The sequence below is a fragment of the Streptomyces sp. NPDC001135 genome (assembly GCF_053598395.1).
Window position 1 is genome coordinate 1 of sequence record NZ_JBSFKD010000068.1, and the last position, 21,065, is coordinate 21,065.

General features: G+C 74.1%; 19 protein-coding genes. 9 read left to right on the forward strand and 10 right to left on the reverse strand.

Annotation, left to right across the window (positions count from 1 at the left end; translation table 11 throughout):
* Positions 1-43: 43 nt before the first annotated feature.
* Entirely contained in the window at positions 44-475 is a 432-nt protein-coding gene (locus ACWC94_RS41705; RefSeq protein WP_450802922.1) for a DUF7144 family membrane protein, read from the reverse strand.
* A gap of 33 nt (positions 476-508) precedes the next feature.
* On the reverse strand, positions 509-979 hold the full coding sequence (locus tag ACWC94_RS41710; protein ID WP_450802924.1) for an SHOCT domain-containing protein: 471 nt from the start codon (positions 977-979) through the stop codon (positions 509-511).
* An 83-nt stretch (positions 980-1,062) separates the two neighbouring features.
* Between ACWC94_RS41710 and ACWC94_RS41715 the strand changes: the two genes are divergently transcribed.
* Positions 1,063-1,260, forward strand: a complete 198-nt coding sequence (locus ACWC94_RS41715; protein ID WP_450802925.1) for a hypothetical protein — start codon at positions 1,063-1,065, stop codon at positions 1,258-1,260.
* 440 nt (positions 1,261-1,700) lie between these two features.
* Here the strand turns inward: ACWC94_RS41715 and ACWC94_RS41720 are convergent, their stop codons facing one another.
* The 4 genes from ACWC94_RS41720 to ACWC94_RS41735 form a co-directional block, all read right to left on the reverse strand.
* Entirely contained in the window at positions 1,701-1,898 is a 198-nt protein-coding gene (locus tag ACWC94_RS41720) for a hypothetical protein (protein ID WP_450802927.1), read from the reverse strand.
* A gap of 415 nt (positions 1,899-2,313) precedes the next feature.
* Positions 2,314-3,942, reverse strand: a complete 1,629-nt coding sequence (locus ACWC94_RS41725) for an MFS transporter (protein ID WP_450802929.1) — start codon at positions 3,940-3,942, stop codon at positions 2,314-2,316.
* Positions 3,943-4,189: 247 nt separating this feature from the next.
* Positions 4,190-5,410, reverse strand: coding sequence for a hypothetical protein (locus ACWC94_RS41730; RefSeq protein ID WP_450802931.1), 1,221 nt, complete (start codon positions 5,408-5,410; stop codon positions 4,190-4,192).
* 264 nt (positions 5,411-5,674) lie between these two features.
* Positions 5,675-6,451, reverse strand: coding sequence for a YhjD/YihY/BrkB family envelope integrity protein (locus tag ACWC94_RS41735; RefSeq protein WP_450802933.1), 777 nt, complete (start codon positions 6,449-6,451; stop codon positions 5,675-5,677).
* 390 nt (positions 6,452-6,841) lie between these two features.
* On the opposite strand from ACWC94_RS41735, the gene ACWC94_RS41740 reads away from it, so the two are divergent.
* The 6 genes from ACWC94_RS41740 (at position 6,842) to ACWC94_RS41765 (ending at position 12,786) form a co-directional block, all read left to right on the forward strand.
* Positions 6,842-7,300 carry a DUF6325 family protein gene (locus tag ACWC94_RS41740; RefSeq protein WP_450802934.1) on the forward strand — a complete coding sequence of 153 codons (459 nt, stop codon included), beginning with the start codon at positions 6,842-6,844 and terminating at the stop codon, positions 7,298-7,300.
* A 38-nt stretch (positions 7,301-7,338) separates the two neighbouring features.
* Positions 7,339-7,638: an SHOCT domain-containing protein gene (locus ACWC94_RS41745; RefSeq protein WP_450802935.1), complete on the forward strand. Its 300-nt coding sequence runs from the start codon at positions 7,339-7,341 to the stop codon at positions 7,636-7,638.
* Positions 7,639-7,669: 31 nt separating this feature from the next.
* A complete protein-coding gene (locus ACWC94_RS41750) occupies positions 7,670-8,080 on the forward strand; it encodes a DUF4186 domain-containing protein (RefSeq protein WP_450802936.1) in 411 nt (136 codons plus the stop codon).
* 308 nt (positions 8,081-8,388) lie between these two features.
* Positions 8,389-10,608 (forward strand): NADP-dependent isocitrate dehydrogenase, encoded by a 2,220-nt coding sequence (locus ACWC94_RS41755; RefSeq protein ID WP_450802938.1) that lies wholly within the window; start codon positions 8,389-8,391, stop codon positions 10,606-10,608.
* 106 nt (positions 10,609-10,714) lie between these two features.
* Entirely contained in the window at positions 10,715-11,494 is a 780-nt protein-coding gene (locus ACWC94_RS41760) for an N-formylglutamate amidohydrolase (RefSeq protein ID WP_450802953.1), read from the forward strand.
* A 59-nt stretch (positions 11,495-11,553) separates the two neighbouring features.
* Entirely contained in the window at positions 11,554-12,786 is a 1,233-nt protein-coding gene (locus ACWC94_RS41765; RefSeq protein WP_450802940.1) for a cytochrome P450, read from the forward strand.
* 5 nt (positions 12,787-12,791) lie between these two features.
* On the opposite strand, the gene ACWC94_RS41770 is transcribed toward ACWC94_RS41765, so the two are convergent.
* The 3 genes from ACWC94_RS41770 to ACWC94_RS41780 are packed head-to-tail and all read right to left on the reverse strand — an operon-like array spanning position 12,792 to position 15,327.
* Positions 12,792-13,271, reverse strand: a complete 480-nt coding sequence (locus ACWC94_RS41770) for a hypothetical protein (protein WP_450802942.1) — start codon at positions 13,269-13,271, stop codon at positions 12,792-12,794.
* Positions 13,268-13,906, reverse strand: coding sequence for an RNA polymerase sigma factor (locus ACWC94_RS41775; protein ID WP_450802943.1), 639 nt, complete (start codon positions 13,904-13,906; stop codon positions 13,268-13,270). Before ACWC94_RS41775 ends, ACWC94_RS41770 begins: the two co-directional genes overlap by 4 nt.
* The gene (locus ACWC94_RS41780; RefSeq protein WP_450802945.1) at positions 13,903-15,327 is read right to left on the reverse strand and encodes a S8/S53 family peptidase; all 1,425 of its coding nucleotides are present in this window, start codon (positions 15,325-15,327) and stop codon (positions 13,903-13,905) included. The genes ACWC94_RS41775 and ACWC94_RS41780 overlap by 4 nt, the downstream gene beginning before the upstream one ends.
* Before the next feature lie 85 nt (positions 15,328-15,412).
* Here ACWC94_RS41780 and ACWC94_RS41785 point away from each other — a divergent pair, with 85 nt between their 5' ends.
* Positions 15,413-18,016 (forward strand): CHAT domain-containing protein, encoded by a 2,604-nt coding sequence (locus ACWC94_RS41785; RefSeq protein ID WP_450802947.1) that lies wholly within the window; start codon positions 15,413-15,415, stop codon positions 18,014-18,016.
* 7 nt (positions 18,017-18,023) lie between these two features.
* Here ACWC94_RS41785 and ACWC94_RS41790 read toward each other — a convergent pair whose 3' ends face one another.
* Entirely contained in the window at positions 18,024-19,733 is a 1,710-nt protein-coding gene (locus ACWC94_RS41790; protein WP_450802949.1) for a LuxR family transcriptional regulator AbsR2, read from the reverse strand.
* Positions 19,734-19,827: 94 nt separating this feature from the next.
* Between ACWC94_RS41790 and absR1 the strand changes: the two genes are divergently transcribed.
* Positions 19,828-20,913 carry a beta-glucuronidase AbsR1 gene (gene absR1 / locus ACWC94_RS41795; protein ID WP_450802951.1) on the forward strand — a complete coding sequence of 362 codons (1,086 nt, stop codon included), beginning with the start codon at positions 19,828-19,830 and terminating at the stop codon, positions 20,911-20,913.
* Positions 20,914-21,065 lie beyond the last annotated feature (152 nt).

Below are 21,065 nucleotides of genomic sequence, written 5' to 3' on the forward strand. Positions count from 1 at the left end.
GGCCCGCCCGCGCCCGCCGTGGCGGGCGCGGGCGGGGCGACGACTAGGGGCTCTGGACGGACTCCTCCCCCTGGACCACGCAGAGGGCCCAGATGATGAATCCGGACAGGGCGATCATCAGGACCGACCACACGGGGTAGTACGGCAGCGAGAGGAAGTTGGCGATGATCACCAGCCCGGCGATGCCCACGCCGGCGATGCGTGCCCACAGCGACGGCTGGAACAGGCCGAAGCTGACGATCATCGCGATCACGCCCAGGACCAGGTGGATCCATCCCCAGCTCGTCAGGTCGAACTTGAAGACGTAGTTGGGCGTCGTGACGAAGACGTTGTCCTGGGCGATCGCCATGATGCCCCGGAACACGCCGAGCAGCCCCGCGATCAGCAGCATGATGCCAGCGAAGGACGTGAGGCCGCCCGCCCATGCCTGCCTGCCGTGGCCCGCCTGGGCGTGGGCGGAGTGTGTCGTGGCCATGGAAGTACCTCGATACGTTCTCGTGGACGCGCTTCAGCGCCCGGTGGAGGGGGGCATGGTGTCGGAGCGCCCGGCCGAGCCGCCCCCGCTGAGGACCAGCTCCTTCGCCCGGCTGAACTCGTCGTCGGTGATCTCACCGCGCGAGCGCATGCCGGAGAGCTTGGCGAGTTCGTCGGCGCTGCTGGTCCCGGCCGGAGCGCTCTGCGCGGTCTGCCGGATGTAGGAGTCGAAAGCCTGCTGCTGGGCGCGCGCCTCCGCCAGCTCCCGCTGCCCCATGCCCTTGCCGCGGGCGATCAGGTAGACGAAGACGCCCAGGAACGGCAGCACGATCACGAAGAGCGTCCAGCCGGCCTTGCCCCAGCCGCTCATCTCGTCATCGCGGAAGATGTCGACGATGACGCGGAACAGCAGGACGAACCACATGATCCACAGGAAGAACACCAGCATGGACCAGAAGACCCCCAGCACCGGGTAGTCGTACGCGAGGTACGTCTGCGTGCTCATGCCTCACCTCCGTCGGGATGCCCGCCCGCGGGGTTCGCCGGGCCGGCCTCTGCTGTTCCCACCGTGCGCACGGAGCGGGAGGGATGTCCTCACCCGAGGCGGGTGAACGTGCGGGCCGCGGGGCCGGGCAGCGGGAGGACGCCGGACACCGGCAGCACGAGTCCGTGATCAGCGGCGGCGTGGTGACGATCCGGGGCGGAGGGCGCGGGCGGAGCACACCCGGCGGGACGTACAGCGCGGCGACCGGTGGACCGGCGAGCCGGATCACCCGGCGCGGGTGATCCCTGCGCCCGGTACGGACGGGGGCCGGAGCCGCAGGCGGACGGTCTGTGCGTATCGGCCGCGCCCGGGCCGGACCCGGCGGCGAGGGGCGGCCAACGGCTCCCCGGCTCCCGCAGCGGGACGATCAGCGGTGCGTCCGCCGCGAGCCGCCCGCCCCAGGGCGTGCGCCGGGCGGGCCCGGCGTGGGCCCGCGGGTGCGTCCGACCCTTTCCGGCAGGACCGCACGCAGGCGCGCACCGCGTCCTTCTGCTCCGTGTCCTGCCGGGCGACTCCTCTTGCGGGCCAAGGAGGCACAGGCGGCGGCTCCCGCGGAGAGCCGGCGACATCTCTGCGGGGCGGACGCGGGTCATGGGCCCGGACGGGCACGAGCGGGACTTCGAGGTGCCGGGCGAGGCGGCGTGCTCGGGACGGATCGTGGCGGCCGACCGGAGAGCGAGCGTCACTCCGGCAGCTGCCGCATCTCCACGACGCGCAGGCCCAGGGACTGGCAGCGGTTCAGCAGCCCGTACAGGTGCGCCTCGTCCACGACACGACCGAACAGCACCGTCTGACCGGACATCTTCACGTGCTCCACCTCCGGGAAGGCCTTGGTGAGGGTCTCCGACATGTGTCCCTCGATACGGATCTCGTAGCGCATGGGCCGTGCTCCCGCCGCGTGCCTGCTGCGGTCTTCCCTGCGATCCTGGTCCGCCCCGCCGCACCGGGCCTCACCCGGCACAGGTGATCCTGGCCCGGTCCAGCGCGTCGGAGCGATCCCGCCCGCGATGACGCCCGGACGCTGCCGCAGATGGACCGCGGCGTACGCACGAGCCGGCGGCGAGGGCCGGCGGGACGGCCGCCCCGGAGAAGACGAGCCCGGTGGGCGACAACGGCAGCGCCGGGTGCGGGCGGGCCCCGGGCCACCGGCGCCGGTCACCACCGACGCCGCGCGCATCGCTCCGTACACGGCACCCGTGTGGTCGGCGCCGCGCGGCGCTCGCTACGGCGTTCCCGGGCCGGGGGTGCGGCCGGTCGAGGACATCCCTGGGGGCCGCGTGCTCAGTCCGTGGCGCTCAGTCCACGGTGCCGGTCACGCCGGCCGGTGCGCCGTCCCGCGACGGCCGCGGACGGCGGGCCGGGGCGGTCGGCAGGTGCGGGGTGACGAGGAAGGTCGCGAGCGTGATCCCGCCGGTGGCGAGGATCGCCGCCCTCAGGCCGTCGAGCTGGGCCGAGGCGTAGGCGTCCGTGAGGGTGTCGACCTCGGACGGCGGCAGCCCGGCGCTCTGGGCGGCCGAGCGTACCTGGTCGGTGGGCACGAAGCTGATCCCGGCCTGCAGGCGGACACCCGTCTGCTGCTGGGTCCGGGCCGACAGCTCGGGGCGGTTCTCCACTTCTGTGGTGAACGCGTGGGCCAGCGCGCCGATGAGGATCGAGCCGATGAGCGCGGTGCCCAGCGCCGAGCCGAGGTTCTGTGCCGTGAACTGCAGGCCGCCCACCTCGCTGCGTTCGGCTTCGCCGGCACTGGACTGCACGACGTTGCCCAGTTGCGAGGCGAGTAGTCCCATGCCGATGCCGAGCACCGCCATGGCGCCGGCGAACTGCGCGTCGTCGATCTTCGGGTCGATGGTGGCGAGCAGCCACACGGTGGCCACGACCAGCATCAGCAGGCCCAGCCGGACGACCCGGCGCGGCCCCAGGGTGCGGCCGAGCCGGGCGGCGCCGAGGGAGGTGACGAGCATCGTGGCGGACACCGGCAGCAGCCTGAGCCCTGTCTGGAAGGCGTCGAAGCCCTGAACGACCTGCAGGTACAGGGGGATGGTGAAGAACAGCCCCAGCAGGATCAGGTTCTGGCTCAGCAGGGTGGACAGACCGGAGCGCAGGGGTGGCCGGTGGAACAGGGACAGGTGCACCAAGGGGTCGGCGCCGGCGGCCTCGCGTCCGCGGTCCCAGTGCACGCAGAGGGCCAGTACGGCCACGCCGGCGCCGATGACGAAGAGGGTGGGTGCGAAGCCGAGGACGGTGAAGGGCGGGTTGCGCGGCTGCACCCAGCCCCAGGTGCTGCTCTGGAGCACGCCGAGCACGCCCAGCCCCAGTCCGCCGGCCGAGAGGGCCGCGCCGACCCCGTCCAGCCGGGGCGGCGGCCCGTTCCGCGCGCCCTCCTTGATCACCCGGTGGCACAACAGGACGACGGCGACGACCACGACCTCGCCCGCGAAGACGAGCCGCCAGGTCAGATAGGTCGTCACCCAGCCGCCGAGCAGCGGCCCGACCGCGATGCCGGCCCCTGCCAGTCCGCCGATCACACCGTAGGCGACGGCCCGGTCCCTGCCTCGGTAGGCCTCGGCGACCAGGGCCGCCATGGCGGGCAGCACCATCGCCGCCCCGAGTCCCTCGATCACCGACCAGCCCAGTGCGAGCACCCACAGGGTCGGCGCCAACGCGGTGAGGGCCGAACCGATGCCGTAGACGATCAGACCGAGCAGGAACAGCCGGCGGCGGCCGTAAATGTCGCCCAGCCGGCCTCCGATGATCATGAATGCGGCCATGACCAGCGCGTACAGCGTGATGACGGCCTGGATGGCGGTGACCTCGGTGTGGAAGTCCTCGACCAGTTGGCTGATGGAGACGTTCATGACCGACGTGTCGAGGACCATCAGGAACTGGGCCGCCCCCAGCACCATCAGAGCTCGCCAGTGTCGCAAGGTGTCCACCACCTCGCCGAGTGTTCGCGGGCCCTCGCGCGGCCCCGTCGGCGGCGGTCCCCGGTCTTTCCGGCCGCACCTCATCAAAGCGCCGGGTGCCGGGTCCGCGCCTCACCCGCCACGGGGGAGCCCCCTGGCCGGAGGCCGGATCACCCCGTGTCGCGGGCCCCGCGCGCCCGCAGCGGGTACGTCCGGGCCCGCCGTCCCCGCCACGGGCGCGGCCGTCGGTCCGTCCGGGCGGGCGCCGTCAGCGCTCGTCCCCGGCCGGGCCGGGCGCCCCGCGGGCTGCGGCGGCGCCCTGCTGGACGCGGCCCGCGGCAGCCAGCAGGGCGAGCAGGGCCAGGACGCCGAGCAGGACGAGGACCAGCAACAGGACGGTGAGCACCGTCGGATGGTTCCAGAGCGCGAAGACCAGCGCGATGATCAACAGGGCGAGGAGTGTGGCGGCCCGGCGGTAGACCAGCACCCATGCGCCGACGCGCCCGGTGCTGATGTGATGGGCGGCGGCCCAGCGCGCCGCGGAGTCCGCGGTGTGGTCGGAGTAGCCGCGGACGGCCACGGGCAGTCGTCCGGGGCCGACGAGATAGGCACCCAGTGCGATCACCACGCCCAGCACGACGGCCGTGCGCAGGCTGACCCGCAGGAAGCGCAGGAGGGTGTCGAAGACGGCGGCCGCGGCGGCCTTGGACTGCACCTGGGGCGGCAGGTGGTCGAGGTAGTAGCGGCGCGCCACGGCCAGGCCGATGGCCACGACCAGGCAGGCGAAGGCGGCGCCCAGCGCCGTGCGCGCCAGGGCCCGGCGCCGGTGGTGGGCCAGGAAGACCCCGGCGGCCCCGAGGAGGACCACGAGGATGGGGAACCAGTTCCCCACGACGTCGAGGAGGCGGGCGCCCTCGCGGAACTTGGCGAGCTCGTCCGAGTGGAACAGCACCAGTTGCTTGTTCACCTGCGGAATCCTGCTGGCGGGTTTCAGGCCGGCGTCGACCAGTTCCTGCTTGACCCGTTCGACGGCGGTGCCCACGTCCAGGGTGACCGTGCCGTCGCTGACTCCGACCGCTCCTCGTCCCTTCCCGGTCAGGGCGTGCACGACGGCGTTGTGGGCGGCACGGTTGGCATCGCGCCACACCGTCGCGAACGCGTCGCTCTGGACGACGCGGGTGGCGACCTTCGTCACGGACTGGTCCACGGCCGAGTCGATCTGCGGTCCGAGCCGGCTGACCGCGTCGGCGGCGCGCGGCGGCAGGCCCTGGGACTGCAGCCAGGAGGCGATGTCCCCGGCGACCTGCTTGCCGTCGACATGGGCCCCCACCGCCTCGGTGATCCGGTGGACCGCCGCGTCCTGGACGGCCGGCTCGGTGGCCAGGGGCGCGACCGTGGCCACATAGCGGTCGGTGTCGAGCGCGATGTCGTGCACCCAGACGGCCAGGAGCGCGACGGGGACGAGGACGCAGGTCAGCACGATGAGCACGGCCGAGGCGGTGTCGCGCGCGACGCGACCCGCCGCGGTGCCCGGGGAACGACCCGGCGGCGGCTCCTTCCGGCCGCCCGCGACCGCGCGCCCACGTCCGGATCCCTGTGGGCCCGGCTCCGGTGGCTGTGGATCGGGCGGCTCGGTCACGGGGCCTCCAGCGCGGTGGGTGTCTGGACAGCACCATTGCGACAGCCCCGTGGACACTCCGCGCGCCGGACGGTCCGGACGGACCACGCCGCTCACCCGTAGGGAGGCGAGGCCTCACCGGCCCCGCTCCGGACGGTCGCGCAGCGGAGGCGGGCTGCCGAGGCGGCGCGCCAGGAAGGGCTCCTGCGCCAGTACGGCGCCCGCTCCGACACTGGCGGCCGCGGCCACCGCCATCACGATCAGCCAGGACAGGAGCACGAACACGGAACCCAGGGGGCCGTAGCTGGCGAGGGCGCGGTCGAGGGCCCGCGGCATGTACAGCCGCGCGGTCATCGCCAGCGCGGTGAGGACGCTCGCTGCGATCAGGGCGCCCGGCAGCAGGGGCTTCCAGCCGATCATGCCGCCGAGCAGCAGGTGCTGGGTCCACCACCACAGGCCCGCCTGACTGACCCAGCTGAGAGGGATGCCGAGCCAGGCTCCGGCCCCGAAGCCGTCGCGCAAGGGGCCCTGGAGCACGAGGGCGCCGATCCACAGGGCCAGCCAGGCCAGCCACCGCCAGGGGGCGAGCCGGGTGCCCGCGCGCGGGATCTCCCAGGCACGCTTGCACAGGCGTTGCATGGCCCGGCTGACGGCGGTGGCCGACATCAGGGCCATCAGCGCGCCGATCACGCCGGTGGTCTGCTGAAGGTCGCCGGAGGCGGGGTTGAGCACCTGCTCCAGCTGGGCACGGGCCGAGTCCGTCAGCCCGAGGATCGCCGTCACGGACGAGGCCAGCTGACGGCGCACCACCGTCGGAGCGTACGCGGCGACGACGAACAGCAGCGGGACCGCGGTCAGAAAGCACTGCGCCGCGATACGCGTACCGGAATCGAAGATGTTCACGGACACCATGCGATCCGCGAGATGCGTGACCAGGGGGAACCGGCTCTCCGCCCGCCGGTGCACCGACTTCGCCCAGGCGGTCAGCCTCTGAGCACGCCCCGCCGCGGCCATCAGGGACCCCGGGCAGGACTCCGCGGGCCCACCCGGTCCGCGCCTGCTGACAGCACCCCGACGGTCGGCATGGCATCGCTCCTTTCGCTGGAACCAGGGTGCGGGGCCGAGCGTGGTGCAGCACTCCGGGGCCGTCCGGCGGGTCACCGCCCGCTGCGTGTGCGGGTCCTCGCGCCGCGTGGTGGACTGGTAGGGCAACCGGGGGGCGACGAGCGTCGGCCGCGAGCCGCTGCCGGGGGCGGGGGGCGGGCGCGGTACCGGCTCCCACGCGTCCCGTGAGGAGAAGCCATGGACAGCGTCGAAGAGATGGGGCCCGTCGACTACCTGGTCATCGAGTTCCCCGGCAACCGTATGACGGGGGAGGCGTTCCCGCTGCTGATCGATCTCGTCGACCGCGGCGTCATCCGGATCATCGACCTCGCCTTCGTCCGCAAGGAGACCGACGGCTCGGCCGTCGGAATGGAGCTGCGGGACCTCGGCGACGAGATCGACCTGTCGGTCTTCGAGGGAGCCTCGGCCCGTGTACTCGATCAGGGTGACCTCGACGAGGCTGCCAACGCGCTGGAACCGGGCAACTCGGCCGCGGTGCTGGTCTACGAGAACCTGTGGGCCGCTCCCCTGGCCGCCGCGCTCAGGCGCAGTGGAGCACAGCTCGTCGCGAACGGCCGGATACCGGTGCAGGCTCTGCTGGCGGCGCTGGACGCCACCGAGCAGACGGTGCCGCCGGGCGGCTCGGCGGCGGCCTGAACCGGCACCGCGCACGGACCCTGTGGAGAGGACCGAACATGCCCGGACTGCTTCGAGGCGTCGCACGCACCGCCGTCGTCGCCGGAACCGCCACCGCCGTGTCCAACCGCGTCTCGCGGCGGCAGGCCGGCCGGTGGGCCCAGCAGGACTACGAACAACAACAGCCGCAGTACGCGCGGCAGCAGCCGGCGGCGCCCGCTCCCGCCGCACCGCCGCCCACTGCCGCCGACGACATGACCGAGAAGATCGGTCAGCTCAAGCAGCTGGCCGATCTGAAGGCCCAGGGAATCCTGACGGACGAGGAGTTCGCGGAGCAGAAGCGGCTGCTCCTGGGCTGAGCCACGTCCCCGGGACTATCCTCGGCGCAGCATGACCGCCTCGACCGACCCCCGTGCCCTGGACCGGCGACTGGACGCGCTCGCCCGTCAGCCGTTCCGGGCGAGGTTCCGCCTGCGCGGGCGGGAGCGGGCCACCGCCGAGCTGAAGGGGCCGGCAACACTGCGGTGGCACGCGTACGACCTGATCGCCCGGCGGCTGGCGCCGGCCCGGCCGCACAAGGACGGCAGGCAGACGCCGTACCGGGGCCACCCGGTCTTCGTGGCCCAGCACGCGACCGCCACCTGCTGCCGTGGCTGTCTGGAGCGCTGGCACGGGATCCCGAAGGGGCGGGAGCTGACCCGGGCCGAGCACGTGTACGTGGTGGACGTGATCTGCCGGTGGATCGAGCGGGAGATGACGGGCGGGGACGGAGGCGGTCCCGGCCCCGCCCGCCCGGGCTGATCAGAGCGTCCCGGAGTCCTCGTGCCGGGGGCCGCCGCGCCCGCGGTGCGGGCCCGACGGGCCAACCGGGTTCACTCCGGTCCTGGCCGGTGGCCGAAGAGGCCGACGGCGTCAGGGGGACATGGGGGCCGGCCTCCGGTCGGTGGGCGATCGTGCGGGGTCGGCGTGCGGCCGCCTGCCGACCACGAGAGCGGGCGTGCGGTGCGCGGCGCCGGGCGCGACTTCCGGCCGGGACCCCTGTCGAGCGGACCCCGATCACGAGATATCTTGATGTCGAGCAATGTTGCAGACGTGGAGCGGAGCACCCGGTGACTGACTCGACCATCATCTACACCTACACAGACGAGGCCCCGGCCCTGGCGACGCATTCGTTCCTGCCGGTGATCCAGGCGTACGCGTCGCAGGCCGGTGTGCCCGTGACCACCCGGGACATCTCGCTGGCCGGACGCATCATCGCCCACTTCCCCGAGTACCTGAACGAGGACCAGCGCATCCCGGACGCGCTGGCCGAGCTGGGTGACCTGGCCAAGACTCCCGAGGCCAACATCGTCAAGCTGCCGAACATCTCGGCGTCCATCCCGCAGCTGAAGGCCGCCGTCGCCGAGCTGCAGGGCAAGGGCTACGCGCTGCCGGACTACCCGGACGACCCGAAGACCGACGAGGAGCGCGAGATCCGCGCCCGCTACGACAGGGTCAAGGGCTCCGCCGTCAACCCGGTGCTGCGTGAGGGCAACTCCGACCGCCGTGCCCCGGCCTCGGTGAAGAACTACGCCAAGACCCACCCGCACCGCATGGGCGCCTGGACCCCCGAGTCCAAGACCAATGTGGCCACGATGGGCGAGAACGACTTCCGCTCCACCGAGAAGTCCGTCGTCATCGCCGAGGACGGCGCGCTGAAGATCGAGCTGGTCGCCGAGGACGGCACCACCACCGTCCTGAAGGAGTCCGTACCGGTCCTCAAGGACGAGGTCGTCGACGCCTCCGTCCTGCACGTCGCCGAGCTGGAGCAGTTCCTCGCCGCGCAGGTCGCCCGCGCCAAGCAGGAGGGCGTCCTGTTCTCGGTGCACCTGAAGGCGACGATGATGAAGGTCTCCGACCCGATCATCTTCGGCCACGTCGTGCGCGCGTTCTTCCCGAAGACGTTCGCGAAGTACGGCGCGACCCTGAAGGCGGCCGGCCTCAGCCCGAACGACGGCCTCGGCGGCATCCTCAAGGGCCTGGAGAACCTGCCCGAGGGCGCCGAGATCAAGGCCTCCTTCGACGCCGAGCTGGCCGAGGGCCCGGCCCTCGCCATGGTCGACTCCGACAAGGGCATCACCAACCTGCACGTCCCGTCGGACGTCATCGTCGACGCCTCCATGCCGGCGATGATCCGCACCTCCGGCCACATGTGGGGCCCGGACGGCCAGGAGGCCGACACCCTCGCGGTCATCCCGGACTCCTCCTACGCCGGTGTCTACCAGGCCGTCATCGAGGACTGCCGGGCCCACGGCGCCTACGACCCGTCCACCATGGGCTCGGTCCCGAACGTCGGCCTGATGGCGCAGAAGGCCGAGGAGTACGGCTCCCACGACAAGACCTTCGAGGTCCCGGCCGCCGGCACGGTGCGCCTGACCGACCGGGCCGGCAACGTCCTGATCGAGCAGCCGGTCGCCCAGGGCGACATCTTCCGCGCCTGCCAGACCAAGGACGCCCCGATCCGCGACTGGGTCAAGCTGGCCGTCACCCGCGCCCGCGCCACCGGCGACCCGGCGGTGTTCTGGCTGGACGAGGGCCGCGCGCACGACGCCAACCTGATCGCCAAGGTCAGGCAGTACCTGCCGGAGCACGACACCGAGGGTCTGGACATCAGGATCCTGTCCCCGGTGGAGGCCGCCAAGCTGTCGGTGGAGCGCATCCGCCGCGGCGAGAACACCATCTCGGTCACCGGCAACGTGCTGCGCGACTACCTGACCGACCTGTTCCCGATCCTGGAGCTGGGCACCAGCGCCAAGATGCTGTCGGTCGTCCCGCTGATGGCGGGCGGCGGCCTGTTCGAGACGGGCGCCGGCGGCTCCGCGCCCAAGCACGTCCAGCAGCTGGTCAAGGAGAACTACCTGCGCTGGGACTCCCTGGGCGAGTTCTTCGCGCTCGTCCCGTCCTTCGAGCAGTACGCCGAGGCCACCGGCAACGCCCGCGCCAAGGTCCTCGCCGACACCCTCGACCGCGCCACGGCGACCTTCCTCAACGAGGACAAGTCCCCGACCCGTCGCGTCGGCGGCATCGACAACCGCGGCAGCCACTTCTACCTGTCCCTGTACTGGGCGCAGGAGCTGGCCCGGCAGACCGACGACGCCGACCTGGCCAAGGCGTTCGCGCCGCTCGCCGAGACCCTCGCCGCGAACGAGCAGCAGATCGTGGACGAGCTGATCGCGGTCCAGGGCAAGCCGGCCGACATCGGCGGCTACTACCAGGTCGACAAGGCCAAGGCGGACGCGGTCATGCGCCCGTCGGCCACCTGGAACGAGGCACTGGCGTCCCTGAGCTAGTACCCGCGGCGCCCGAGCCGCTCACCCGATGACCCTCCGCCCCGGCCGGTTCCCCCGGCCGGGGCGGAGCCGTGTCCGCACCGCCGACAACGCCCCGGAGCCGCCCGTGTCCTCGTTCGAACTCCTGCCCGGTGCCGCCGAGTCACCCGTCCTGCTGCACGTGCCGCACTCCGCGCGGGCGGTGCCGCGGGACGTGCGGCGGGGGATCGTACTGGACGACCGCGCGCTGCGGCGGGAGCTGGACCTCATCACGGACGCGCACACCGCGGAGCTCGCCGAGCGGGCCGCCGGCCTGGCCGCCGTCACCCCGTGGCGGTTCGTGAACCGGCTGTCCCGGCTGGTCGTGGACCCGGAGCGGTTCCCGGACGAGCGGGAGGAGATGACGGCCGCCGGCATGGGCGCCGTGTACACGCGGACCACGCACCGTGCCGCACTGCGGCCGGCGGACACCGATCCGGAGCCGCTGCTGGCGCGGTACTTCCGGCCGTACGCGCGCGCCATGACCGAGGCGGTCGCGGACCGGCTGGCCGCGACCGGGCGGGCCGTGGTGATCGACGTGCACTCCTATCCGAGCGAGCCGCTCCCCTACGAGCTGCACGGCAGCGACCCGCGCCCGCCGGTGTGCCTGGGCACGGACACCTTCCACACCCCGCCGGAGCTGACCGAGGCGGCCCGCGAGGCGTTCGCGGCCTGCGGGGAGACGGGTCTGAACAGCCCGTTCGCCGGGACGTACGTCCCACTGGACTTCTACGGCAGCGACGCCCGCGTCCGCGCCCTGATGGTGGAGATCCGCAGGGACACCTACATGGCCGAGCCGGGCGGTCCGGTCGGCCCCGGGCTGGACCGGCTCGCCCTGGCCCTGGCGGCACTCGTCGACGCCGCCTGAGCCTCCAGCCGGAGCAGTCCCGCAGGACAACGAGCGGGGGCCGTACGAGGGTGGAGGGCATGACGACCGTGGAGACCAGTGCGCCCACCGGCCAGGAGCCCCCGCCACCCGTCCGGGACTGGCCCGCCCTCGACCTGGACGGGACGGACTTCGACCCGGTCCTCGCCGGCCTCATGCGCGAGGGTCCGCTGACCCGCGTCCGGCTGCCGTTCGGTGAGGGCTGGGCGTGGCTGGCGACCCGCTACGACGACGTGAAGCTGATCACCAACGACCCGCGGTTCAGCCGAAGCGAGGTGACCCGCCGTCAGATCACCCGGCTCGCGCCGAACTTCGCGCCCCGGCCCGGCTCGCTGGCCTGGGCCGACCAGCCCGATCACAACCGGCTGCGCAAGCCGATCGCCGGTGCGTTCACCGTGGGCGCGATGAAGCGGCTGCGGCCCCGCGCGCAGGCGATCCTGGACGAGCTGGTGGAGGGGGTCGTACGGGACGGGCCGCCGGCCGATCTGGTCGAGCGGGTGCTGGATCCGTTCCCGATCAGCGTCGTCAGCGAGGTGATGGGCGTACCGGCCGCCGACCGGGAGCAGGTGCACGCCTGGACCCGGGAGATCATCTCCACCACCGGGGACGAGGCCGCCGGCCAGGCCAAGCACGGCCTGTACGGCTGGATCACCTCCGTCGTCCGGGCCCGCGCGCACAGCACGGACGAGGACGTCTACTCGATGCTCGGCCGGGCCGTCGCGGCCGGGGAGATCAGCGAGGAGGAGGCCGTCGGGCTGGCCGGCCCGCTGCAGATCGGCGGCGAAGCCGTCACCCACAACTGCGGGCAGATGCTGTACCTGCTGCTGACCCGGCCGGAGCTGATGGAGCGGATGCTCGTGCGTCCCGAGGCCCGCGGTCCGGTGCTGGACGAGCTGCTGCGCTACATCCCGCACCGCAGCACGGTCGGGCTCGCCCGGATCGCACGGGCGGACGTGGAGATCGCCGGCCGGCGGATCGCCGCGGGCGAGCCGGTCTACGTCTCCTACCTCGCCGCCAACCGCGACCCGGACGTCTTCCCGGACCCCGACCGCATCGACCCCGGCCGCGAGCCGAACCCGCACCTGGCGTTCGGCAGCGGCCCGCACTTCTGCACCGGCGCGGTGCTGGCCCGGCTACAGACCGAACTGCTGGTGGACACGCTGCTGGACCGGCTGCCCGGGCTGCGGCTCGCCGGCCCGGCCCAGCAGGTGCGGTGGCGGCACAAGACCATGATCCGCGGCCCGCGGACGCTGCCCGTGACCTGGTCCCGCTGACCGGTTCAGGCCCGCAGCCACTCCGTGACGATCACCTCCGCGCCGGTCCGCAGCCTGAGGGCGAACGGGCCGGCCGGTGCCGTGTCGCTGCTGAAGCGGCCGAGGGTGTCGACGGTGACCGGGCGGGCGGTCTGGGGGCCGCCGAGGACCTCGATGCGCGCCGACTGCGGCGGCAGCACCTGGCCGATCAGCCCGTCGTCGGTGACCTCGACGTCGACGGTGACCTCCCCCGCCTGGAACGTCAGCATCCGCGGTGCGTCCGTGACGCCCCTGACCGGCAGCGCGTCGGCGAGCGAGTCGAAGGTCAGCTCGGCGAGCTTCGCGTCCAGGTCGTGCAACACGTAGGCGTCCAGGGCCAGTTGGCGCAGGGCGTCCGGGACGGGGTCGAGGACGGCCGCCGCCTGGCGCAGCTTCTCCTCCAGCAGCAGGTCCGCCGACTCCTCGTCCGTCGCGCCCGGTTCCGGGAACCGTAGGTCGTCGTTCACGCCGCACCCCGTGCGTCCATCCGGGCCCGCAGCCGGCGCAGACAGCGCTGGCGCAGGGGGCCGATGCTGCCGACCGCGATACCGAGGGCGGCCGAGATCTCCCCGTAGCTGGGCGGCGGGGAGGCCACCAGCACGCGTAGCAGCTGCCGGCAGCGCTCCCCCAGTCCGTCCAGCTCCTGCCACAGGCGGCGCACCCGCTCGGCCCGGTCCGCCGCCTCCTCCGAATCGATCAGCGACTCCTCGGGGGTCCGGTCGTCGCTGGCCCGGTCCAGCACCCTCGGGTCGTCCGTCAGGGTGAGCCGGGTCAGGGCCTTGAGCACCTTCAGGCACTCGTGACGGGTGGTACTGGCCAGCCAGGAACCGGCCTTGTCGGGTTCGCGGATGCGGCCCAGGTGCTGGGCGAAGCGGAACCAGACGGTCTGATAGACCTCGTGCCCGTCGGCGTCGGAGAGCCGGTGTGCGCGCACGACCGACCACACGAGCGGACTCATCCCTTCCACCAGCGCTTTCCAGGCCGCGGCGTCCCCGTCGACGGCGGACTGGACCAGCGCGCCGACCTCTGTTCGGTCCACGGCTCCACCCCTCGTGTACGGCACGTCATGGTACGCCGTGGAGCGGAGGGTTCCGGCCCTCATGCGGGCACGGCCGGGGCGACGACGGGGACGGGGCGCCAGGTGGCCGGCCTCAGCACCGGGACGTGCGCCCCGCGCACCTCGGCGGTGTCCGTGGTGGTCGCGAGCAGGCGCGTGCGCGCCGCGCGCGGGTCGCGCTCCTGGTGCGCCGCCATATGGGCGGCCACGAGACCCGCTACGACGGGCGTGGCGAAGGACGTGCCGCTCCACTGCGCGAGTCCGTCGAACATCACCTGGTCCGGCTTGGCACCCGTGCTCTCCCGGCCCTCGCTCAGCACGCCGGTGTGGCGCGGGAACTGACAGGTGCAGAGGTAGTCGAAGCCGTACCGGCAGCTGTCGTAGGTGGAGTGCTGGTACACGTACGGCACGGGGACGCCGAAGCCGGTGAGGGCACTGGTGAGGCGCTCGCCCGGGGCGTAGGCGCGCACCCAGGGGCCGTGGTTGCTGAAGCAGGCCGCGCCGTCGCCGTCCGCGCGCAGCGCGCCGACCGACAGCACACTGTCGGCGTACTCGGGCAGGGCGGCGTAGGCGGCGGGCCAGAACGGCGTGTCGCTGGCGTTGTTGCCGGCGGCGGCCACCAGCAGGGTGCGCTGCCCGCGCAGTTCGCGCATGAACGCGTCCAGCCCGATCAGGCCGTCGCCGCGCTCGGTGGGAGTGCCGGCGGACAGGCTGATGATGTCGGGCCAGCCGCCCTGGTCGACCGCTTCGAAGAGCCGGGCCCCGAACTCGGACTCCAGGATCGCCCCGGCGTCGTTCAGGGTGCCGCGCACGGTGATGGCGGTGTGGGGTGCGACGGCCGCGACGATCCCGGCGATGAACGTGCCGTGGCCGACGTACTGGCGGAGCACGCCGTCGGCGTCGGTCTCGGCCTGCTGGGCGTCGCCGGTGGTGTGCGCGAGCGGCGGGTAGGAGCGGTGGTCGTGCACCAGGCCGGTGTCGATCACGAGGACGCCGACGGCGCTGTCCGCGTCGTAACCGCCCTGCTCCGCGGCCGGGTTGGCGGGCTGGGTGCGCGCGACGGGCACCGGTTCGTCCCCGGGGCAGGCGTTGACCGCGATGTGCACCACGTGGTTGCGGCCCACCAGCCGGCGGCCCCGGCGGTCCTCGGCCTCCCGCAGGGCGCGCAGCGCGTGCGGGACGGTGTCGTCGCCGGCGTCCGGGGCGCCGATCCGGATGCGGGTGACACCGGTGCGGTTGTCCTCCGGGCCGTCCCGGCGGACGTGGTCGGGGACCAGGCCCTCGGTCGCGGTGAAGTGGGCGCGCACGGTGTCCTCGACGACGCGGGCGTCCTCGCCGTCCCGGGCCAGGACGACCCCCTTCTCGTAGAGGAAACGGGCGTCCTGCTCCGGGCCCATGGCCAGCGCGACGCCGGACATGGAGCGTTGGATGTGCGCGAACTGCTCGTGGAATCGCTGTGGTGCCATGACCGGTCCTCCCCCTGAAGACGGTGTTCGACAGTGAGAGTCGCGGGGCCACCGTCTGATACAGCAGGCCACTACCATGCGAGACGTGACAGCGGGAAGCGAGTCGGTTCTCGAACTGCTGCCCTTGGTGTTCGCCGACCCGGGCGAGGCCCGGGCACGCGCGGAACAGGTACTGCGGGCCGGTCCGCCGCCGCTGCACGCCAGCGTCGCCCACCAGGTGCTGGGCATCTGGCAGCGGGACTTCGGCGATCTGCGGATCGCCCTCCGGCATCTGCGCCGGGCCCGGGACCTGGCCGCCCGCGCCGAGTCGGCCGACCGTGAGGCGGATGTGCTCGCCACGCTCGGGGTCGCACTGGTGCACGCGGGGCGCACGCGGCAGGGGCTCACCTCCTTCGAGCGCGGGGTCGCCCGGGGCAGCGGGCACACCCGGGCCCGGGTGCTGTACCGGCGGGCGTATGTCTGGTGGGTGCTGGGGCATCACCGGGAGGCACTGGAGGACGTACGGCGGGCGCTGCCGGTCCTGCGGCAGGCCGGCGACGACATCTGGACCGCGCGGGCGCTGACCCTGCGGGCGACCGTGCATCTGGCGCTCGGCGCGGTGGACCGGGCGGTCGCGGACTTCACGGCGGCGGAGCGGCTGTGGGACACCACCGGCCAGGAGCACGACAAGGCCGACGCGGTGGAGAGCCGGGGCCTCGCCGCGTTCCGGTCCGGGGACGTCCCGGCGGCCCTGCGGCTGCTGGACGAGGCCGAGGAGCGGTACGCGAAACTCGGCACCCCCACCTACATGCTGTCCATCCGGCGCTGCGAGGTCCTGATGGCGGCCGGTCTCGCCCCGGAGGCGCTGGCCGAGGCGGACGCGACGATCGCGCTGCTGGACCGGATCGGCGGGCAGTCCACCCGCAAGGCCGAACTGCTGCTGGCCGCCGCGCGGGCCGCCCGCTCGGCCGGGGACCCGCACACCGCCGTGGCCCGCGCCGCCGTCGCCGTACGGCTGTTCGCGGCCCAGCGCCGGATGTGGTGGGAGACCCACGCCCGGCTGGTGCTGATCGAGGCGCGGGTGGCGGCCGGGCGCCGCTCGGGGCGGCTGGTCGCGGACGCGGCGGCGGTCGCCGAGAAGCTGGCCTCCTACGGCGCCCCCGCCGCACCCGAGGCCTCCCTGCTCGCGGGCCGGATCGCGCTGGCGCTGGGCTGGACGGCCGACGCGGAACGGCATCTGGCGGTGGCCGCGCGCAGCCGGCACGGCGGGCCGCCGCCGGCCCGGGTGACGGGCTGGGCGGCGCAGGCGCTCCGGGCACGCGCGGCCGGATCCCGGCGGGGCGTGCTGGAGGCCTGCCGGCGGGGCCTGGACGTGCTGGACGACCACCGGATGACGCTCGGCGCCTCGGAGCTGCGCGCCCACGCCACCGCGCAGGGCGCCGAACTGGCCGCGCTGGCCCAGGAGGTGAGCCTCGCCCACGGCACACCGCGCCGGCTGCTGGAGTGGAGCGAGCGCTGGCGGGCGACCGTGCTGTCCGCGCCGCCCACCCGGCCGCCCGCCGACCCGGCGCTGCTCAGCGGTCTGACCGCCTACCGGGAGATCGCCGCCCGTGCGGAGGAGGCCCGGATGGAGGGCCGCCCGGTGCCCGCCCTGGAACGCGAACAGCGGCGCCTGGAACGGGAGATCCGCTCCCGCACCCATCACATACGCGGCGCCGCCCCGCACGAGGGGGACCGTTTCGACGTGGCCCGGCTGCTGGACCGGCTCGGCGCGGCGTGCCTGGTGGAACTGGCCGTGGTCGACGGCCGGGTGCACGTCCTGCTGTGCGGCCGGGGCCGGGTACGGCGGTTCGCCGGCGGCCCGCTGGCCGAGGCGGTGGCCGAGGCCGAGCACGTCCAGGCCGGACTGCGGCGGCTCGCCCACCCCGGCGCCGAGGCACGACTGCCCCTGGTGGAGGCCGCCGGACTGCGCCTGCAGGAGCTGCTGCTGGCCGGCGCGGCGGCACACCTCGGCACGGGACCGGTCGTGATCGTCCCGCCCGGGGCCCTGCACCGGGTGCCGTGGGCCCTGCTGCCCGCGCTGCGGGACCGCGTCCTCAGCGTCTCCCCGTCGGCGGGCAGCTGGCTGCACGCCCACGAGACCGAGCCGCCACCGGGCGGCCGGCACGTGCTGGTGCGCGGCCCCGGCCTCGCGACCGGCGGCGCGGAGGTGCCGGAACTGGCCGGCCGGTACGGCATGGCGACGGTCCTGGAGGACGACGCGGCCCAGGTCCCCCGCGTCCTGGAGCACCTGGACGGCGCGGCTCTCGCGCACATCGCGGCGCACGGCACGTTCCGCGCGGACAGCCCTCTCTTCTCGGCCCTGCGCATGGCCGACGGCCCGCTGATCGTGCACGACTTCGAGCGCCTGACCCGCAGTCCCTACCGGATCATCCTCTCCAGCTGCGACACGGCCCGCCTGGCCTCCGTGGGCGCCGACGAACTCCTCGGCCTGGTCACCGCGTTGCTGCCGCTGGGCACGGCCGGGGTGGTGGCGAGCAGCGCCCCGGTCAACGACGCGGCCGTGGTCCCCCTGATGCTCGCCCTGCACAAGGGCCTCGACACGGGACTCTCCCTGGCCGAGGCACTTCGGGACGCCCGCGCCACCCTGCCCGAGGACCCGGTGCACCAGGCGACGGGCTGGGCGTTCGCGGCGTTCGGGGCGGCGTGAGAACGCCCTACGCGGATTCACACAGCGACGGCAACGCTCCCCGGTCACCGGTACCGAGCCGGCTGTACGCGCCGTACAGATGGTTGCCCACCGTCCGCACGGACAAGGTCAGCCGCTCGGCGATCTCCCGATTGCTGAGCCCCGCCGCCGCGAGCGCCACGATCTGCCGCTGCCGGGCCGTGAGTTCACCGAGGACCAGCCCCGCCAACGCCGGCGTGCGCGCGCCCTGGCACCGCCGCGCGAGCGCCACCGCCCGGGTACGGGAAACCCGCGCCGCACGCGGATCCCGGTGCACCCGCGCCGCCTGCGCATGCGCCTCCGCCGCGAACAGCAGGAACCCCCGCTCCGCGAGTGCCTCGGCGGCACGGTCCAGTGCGGCCCCGTCCCCCCGGGCCAGCGCCTGCGCATGCCGGGCCAGGACACTGCCCGCCGGCAGCCGCCCGGCAACCCCCTCGGGCGCACCGAGGCGTACGGCGTCGTACGGGGCGAAGGCGTCGTCACCACGGCTCCTGACCGACTCCCCGTCGGCCAGCCGGAGTTCCTGACGGCACCCGGCATCCCCCGGCGTGCCGCGCAACCCCTCCCGCGCCCACGCGGCGGCGTCCCGTACCTCGCCCCGCAGCCGGGCGAACCGGGCGCGGACGGCGGCGTAACCGGCCGGCAGCACCGCGCCCTCCGCCACCAGCCACTCCCCCACCGGCGTCGGCACCGGCCGGACGTCCAGTCGCCCGATCCGCCGCACGAGCAGCCGCCGTTCGGCCTCCAGGGCCGGGCCGTGCGCGGCAGGGGAACCGGCCGCCAGCCGACGGGCGCGCAGCCGGCCGGCCAGGGCACGCAGGGCCGGTCCGTGCAGCGGATGGGCGAGGGTGACGGCGCCCTGGTCGTCGACCTGGATCAGGCCGTCCGCCTCCAGACCCTCCAGGACGTCCGGATCGAGGTCGTCCGGGGCCAGCGGCAGCGGCTCGGCGAACGCCAGGCGTTCCAGCACGTCCCGTTCGCCACGTGCGGAGCGCTCCAGCACCGGGGCGAGCCGCTCGCGTACGGCCGGGGTGACCGGCAGCGCCCCCCGCCAGGCCCGCTCCCGCGTGCCGGGAACCGGAATCAGCCGCCCGGCCGGGCCGAGCGCGGCGACCAGGTCGCGCAGCAGCCGCAGATCGCCGCGGCACACCCGGTGCAGGCGTCGCACGGTGAGCGGTTCCAGGGCGGCGGCGGCGAGCAGACGGGTGACGTCCTCGCCGGGCAGCGGTTCGAGGGCCAGCCGGGGCAGCAGCTCCCCGGTCCACAGCCGGGACACCGCGCCGGGTGCGGGCACACCGTCCACCGCGGCGACGACCAGCCGGGTACGCCCGTGCACCGCGAGCTGGTGGACGAGGGCGGCGGAGGCCCCGTCGAGCAGATGGGCGTCGTCCACGACGAGGAGCCGTACCCCGGACAGGATCCGCAGCGCGCGCTGCGGCGAGACGGAGTCGGGCAGCAGGTGGGCGAAGGCCGCGAAGGGCAGGCCCCGGGCCTCGGGCGTGCCGGTCACCCGCGCGTGCTCCGTGCCCCGGACCGCCTCCGCGATCAGCCGCGTCTTGCCGTGGCCGGCCGGTCCGGTCACCACGATGCCGGGCCGGCCGGCGGCCGACGAGGCGCGCACCAGCTCCAGTTCCTCCTCCCGGCCGGTGAACGGCCAGGGCGGCTCCAGCGTCCTCGTGTCCTGCTCGTAAGTCCTCACACTGTTCTGAGCGCGCCTACTCACGTTTGATACAGGGTGACTTGAGTAGCCCCCGACTCAGGCGCCCGGCACGGGCGGGCGGCACGCTGGCCCCATGACCCGACGCCTCTGCTCGCTGCCCCGGCAGCCGGCCCCGTGCTTCGCACCGGGGCTGACCGCCGAGCGGCTGGGCGCGCTGCTCGCCGGGCGCCGGATGTGGGTCGACGGCACGGTGCTGCACTACGCCTTCTTCGACGACGCCGCGGGCGCCTCGGTGATCCCGGTGCCCCGGACCGGCGAGCTGCGCCGGGTGCCGTGGGGCGGCGGCGAGGAGCAGCGGGACGTGGTCCGCGACTGCTTCCGCGAGTGGCAGGGGCTCGGCATCGGCGTCACGTTCGCCGAGGTGGGCGACCGGGGCGAGGCGGAACTGCGGATCGGGTTCCAGACCGGCGGGGGTTCCTGGTCGGCGGTGGGGCGCGAGGCGCTGTCGGTCGGCCGGAGCGAGCGCACCATGAACCTGGGCTGGGACGTGACCGGGCCCGGGGAGCGCGGCACGGTCCTGCACCAGATCGGGCACGCGCTCGGCATGGTTCACGAGCACCAGAGTCCGTACGCCGGGCTCCACTGGGACGACGAGGCCGTGTACGCCGAGCTCGCGGGTCCGCCGAACTTCTGGAGCCGGGAGACGACGTACACGAACGTGCTGCGGGAGCTGGACCCCGGCGAGGCGAGCGCCTCGGTGTGGGATCCGCAGTCGGTGATGACGTTTCCGTTCGGGCCGGGGCTGGTGCTGGAGCCGGAGCAGTACCGCGGGGGGCTGTCTCCGTCCGACGGCCCGTCCCCGGCCGACAAGGAGTTCGTGCTGCGCTGGTACCCGCCCGCCGACCCGGCGGGCCCGGCCCCGCTGGTGCCGTTCCGGTCGGTACCGCTCGGCCTCGGGCCGGGCGAGCAGGCCGACTTCGCCGTCGAGCCATCGGAGTCCCGCGACTACACCGTGGGCACCTTCGGTGACGCCGACACCGTGCTCGTGGTGTTCGAGGAGCGCGACGGGGTGCCGCGCTTCCTCGCGGGGCACGACGACGGCGGCAGCCCGGACAACGCCGCCGTCAGGGTCCGGCTCGTCAAGGGCCGGCGCTATGTCGTCCGCGTCCGCCTGTACTCGACGTGGGGATCGGGAGAGACAGCGGTCATGTGCTGGTGACGGCACACGGAGGACGACCACGGTCCGGCGCCGGGGGAAGCGGGCCGCGGACGTCACCCACCGCACTGGCTCTGCCGTCGGAGCGGCGGGCCCGGCGGGGCGGGCTGTTCTCGGGCCTGGCCGAGCTGCCGGGGCTGGTGCGCCGTTCGCCC

Excerpts from the sequence above, each read along its gene's own strand:
- ACWC94_RS41705 (WP_450802922.1), bottom strand. The coding sequence starts at position 475 with ATGGCCACGACACACTCCGCCCACGCCCAGGCGGGCCACGGCAGGCAG.
- ACWC94_RS41710 (WP_450802924.1), bottom strand. The coding sequence starts at position 979 with ATGAGCACGCAGACGTACCTCGCGTACGACTACCCGGTGCTGGGGGTC.
- ACWC94_RS41715 (WP_450802925.1), top strand. The coding sequence starts at position 1,063 with ATGTCCTCACCCGAGGCGGGTGAACGTGCGGGCCGCGGGGCCGGGCAG.
- ACWC94_RS41720 (WP_450802927.1), bottom strand. The coding sequence starts at position 1,898 with ATGCGCTACGAGATCCGTATCGAGGGACACATGTCGGAGACCCTCACC.
- ACWC94_RS41735 (WP_450802933.1), bottom strand. The coding sequence starts at position 6,451 with ATGGTGTCCGTGAACATCTTCGATTCCGGTACGCGTATCGCGGCGCAG.
- ACWC94_RS41740 (WP_450802934.1), top strand. The coding sequence starts at position 6,842 with ATGGACAGCGTCGAAGAGATGGGGCCCGTCGACTACCTGGTCATCGAG.
- ACWC94_RS41745 (WP_450802935.1), top strand. The coding sequence starts at position 7,339 with ATGCCCGGACTGCTTCGAGGCGTCGCACGCACCGCCGTCGTCGCCGGA.
- ACWC94_RS41750 (WP_450802936.1), top strand. The coding sequence starts at position 7,670 with ATGACCGCCTCGACCGACCCCCGTGCCCTGGACCGGCGACTGGACGCG.
- ACWC94_RS41765 (WP_450802940.1), top strand. The coding sequence starts at position 11,554 with ATGACGACCGTGGAGACCAGTGCGCCCACCGGCCAGGAGCCCCCGCCA.
- ACWC94_RS41775 (WP_450802943.1), bottom strand. The coding sequence starts at position 13,906 with ATGAGGGCCGGAACCCTCCGCTCCACGGCGTACCATGACGTGCCGTAC.
- ACWC94_RS41780 (WP_450802945.1), bottom strand. The coding sequence starts at position 15,327 with ATGGCACCACAGCGATTCCACGAGCAGTTCGCGCACATCCAACGCTCC.
- absR1 (WP_450802951.1), top strand. The coding sequence starts at position 19,828 with ATGACCCGACGCCTCTGCTCGCTGCCCCGGCAGCCGGCCCCGTGCTTC.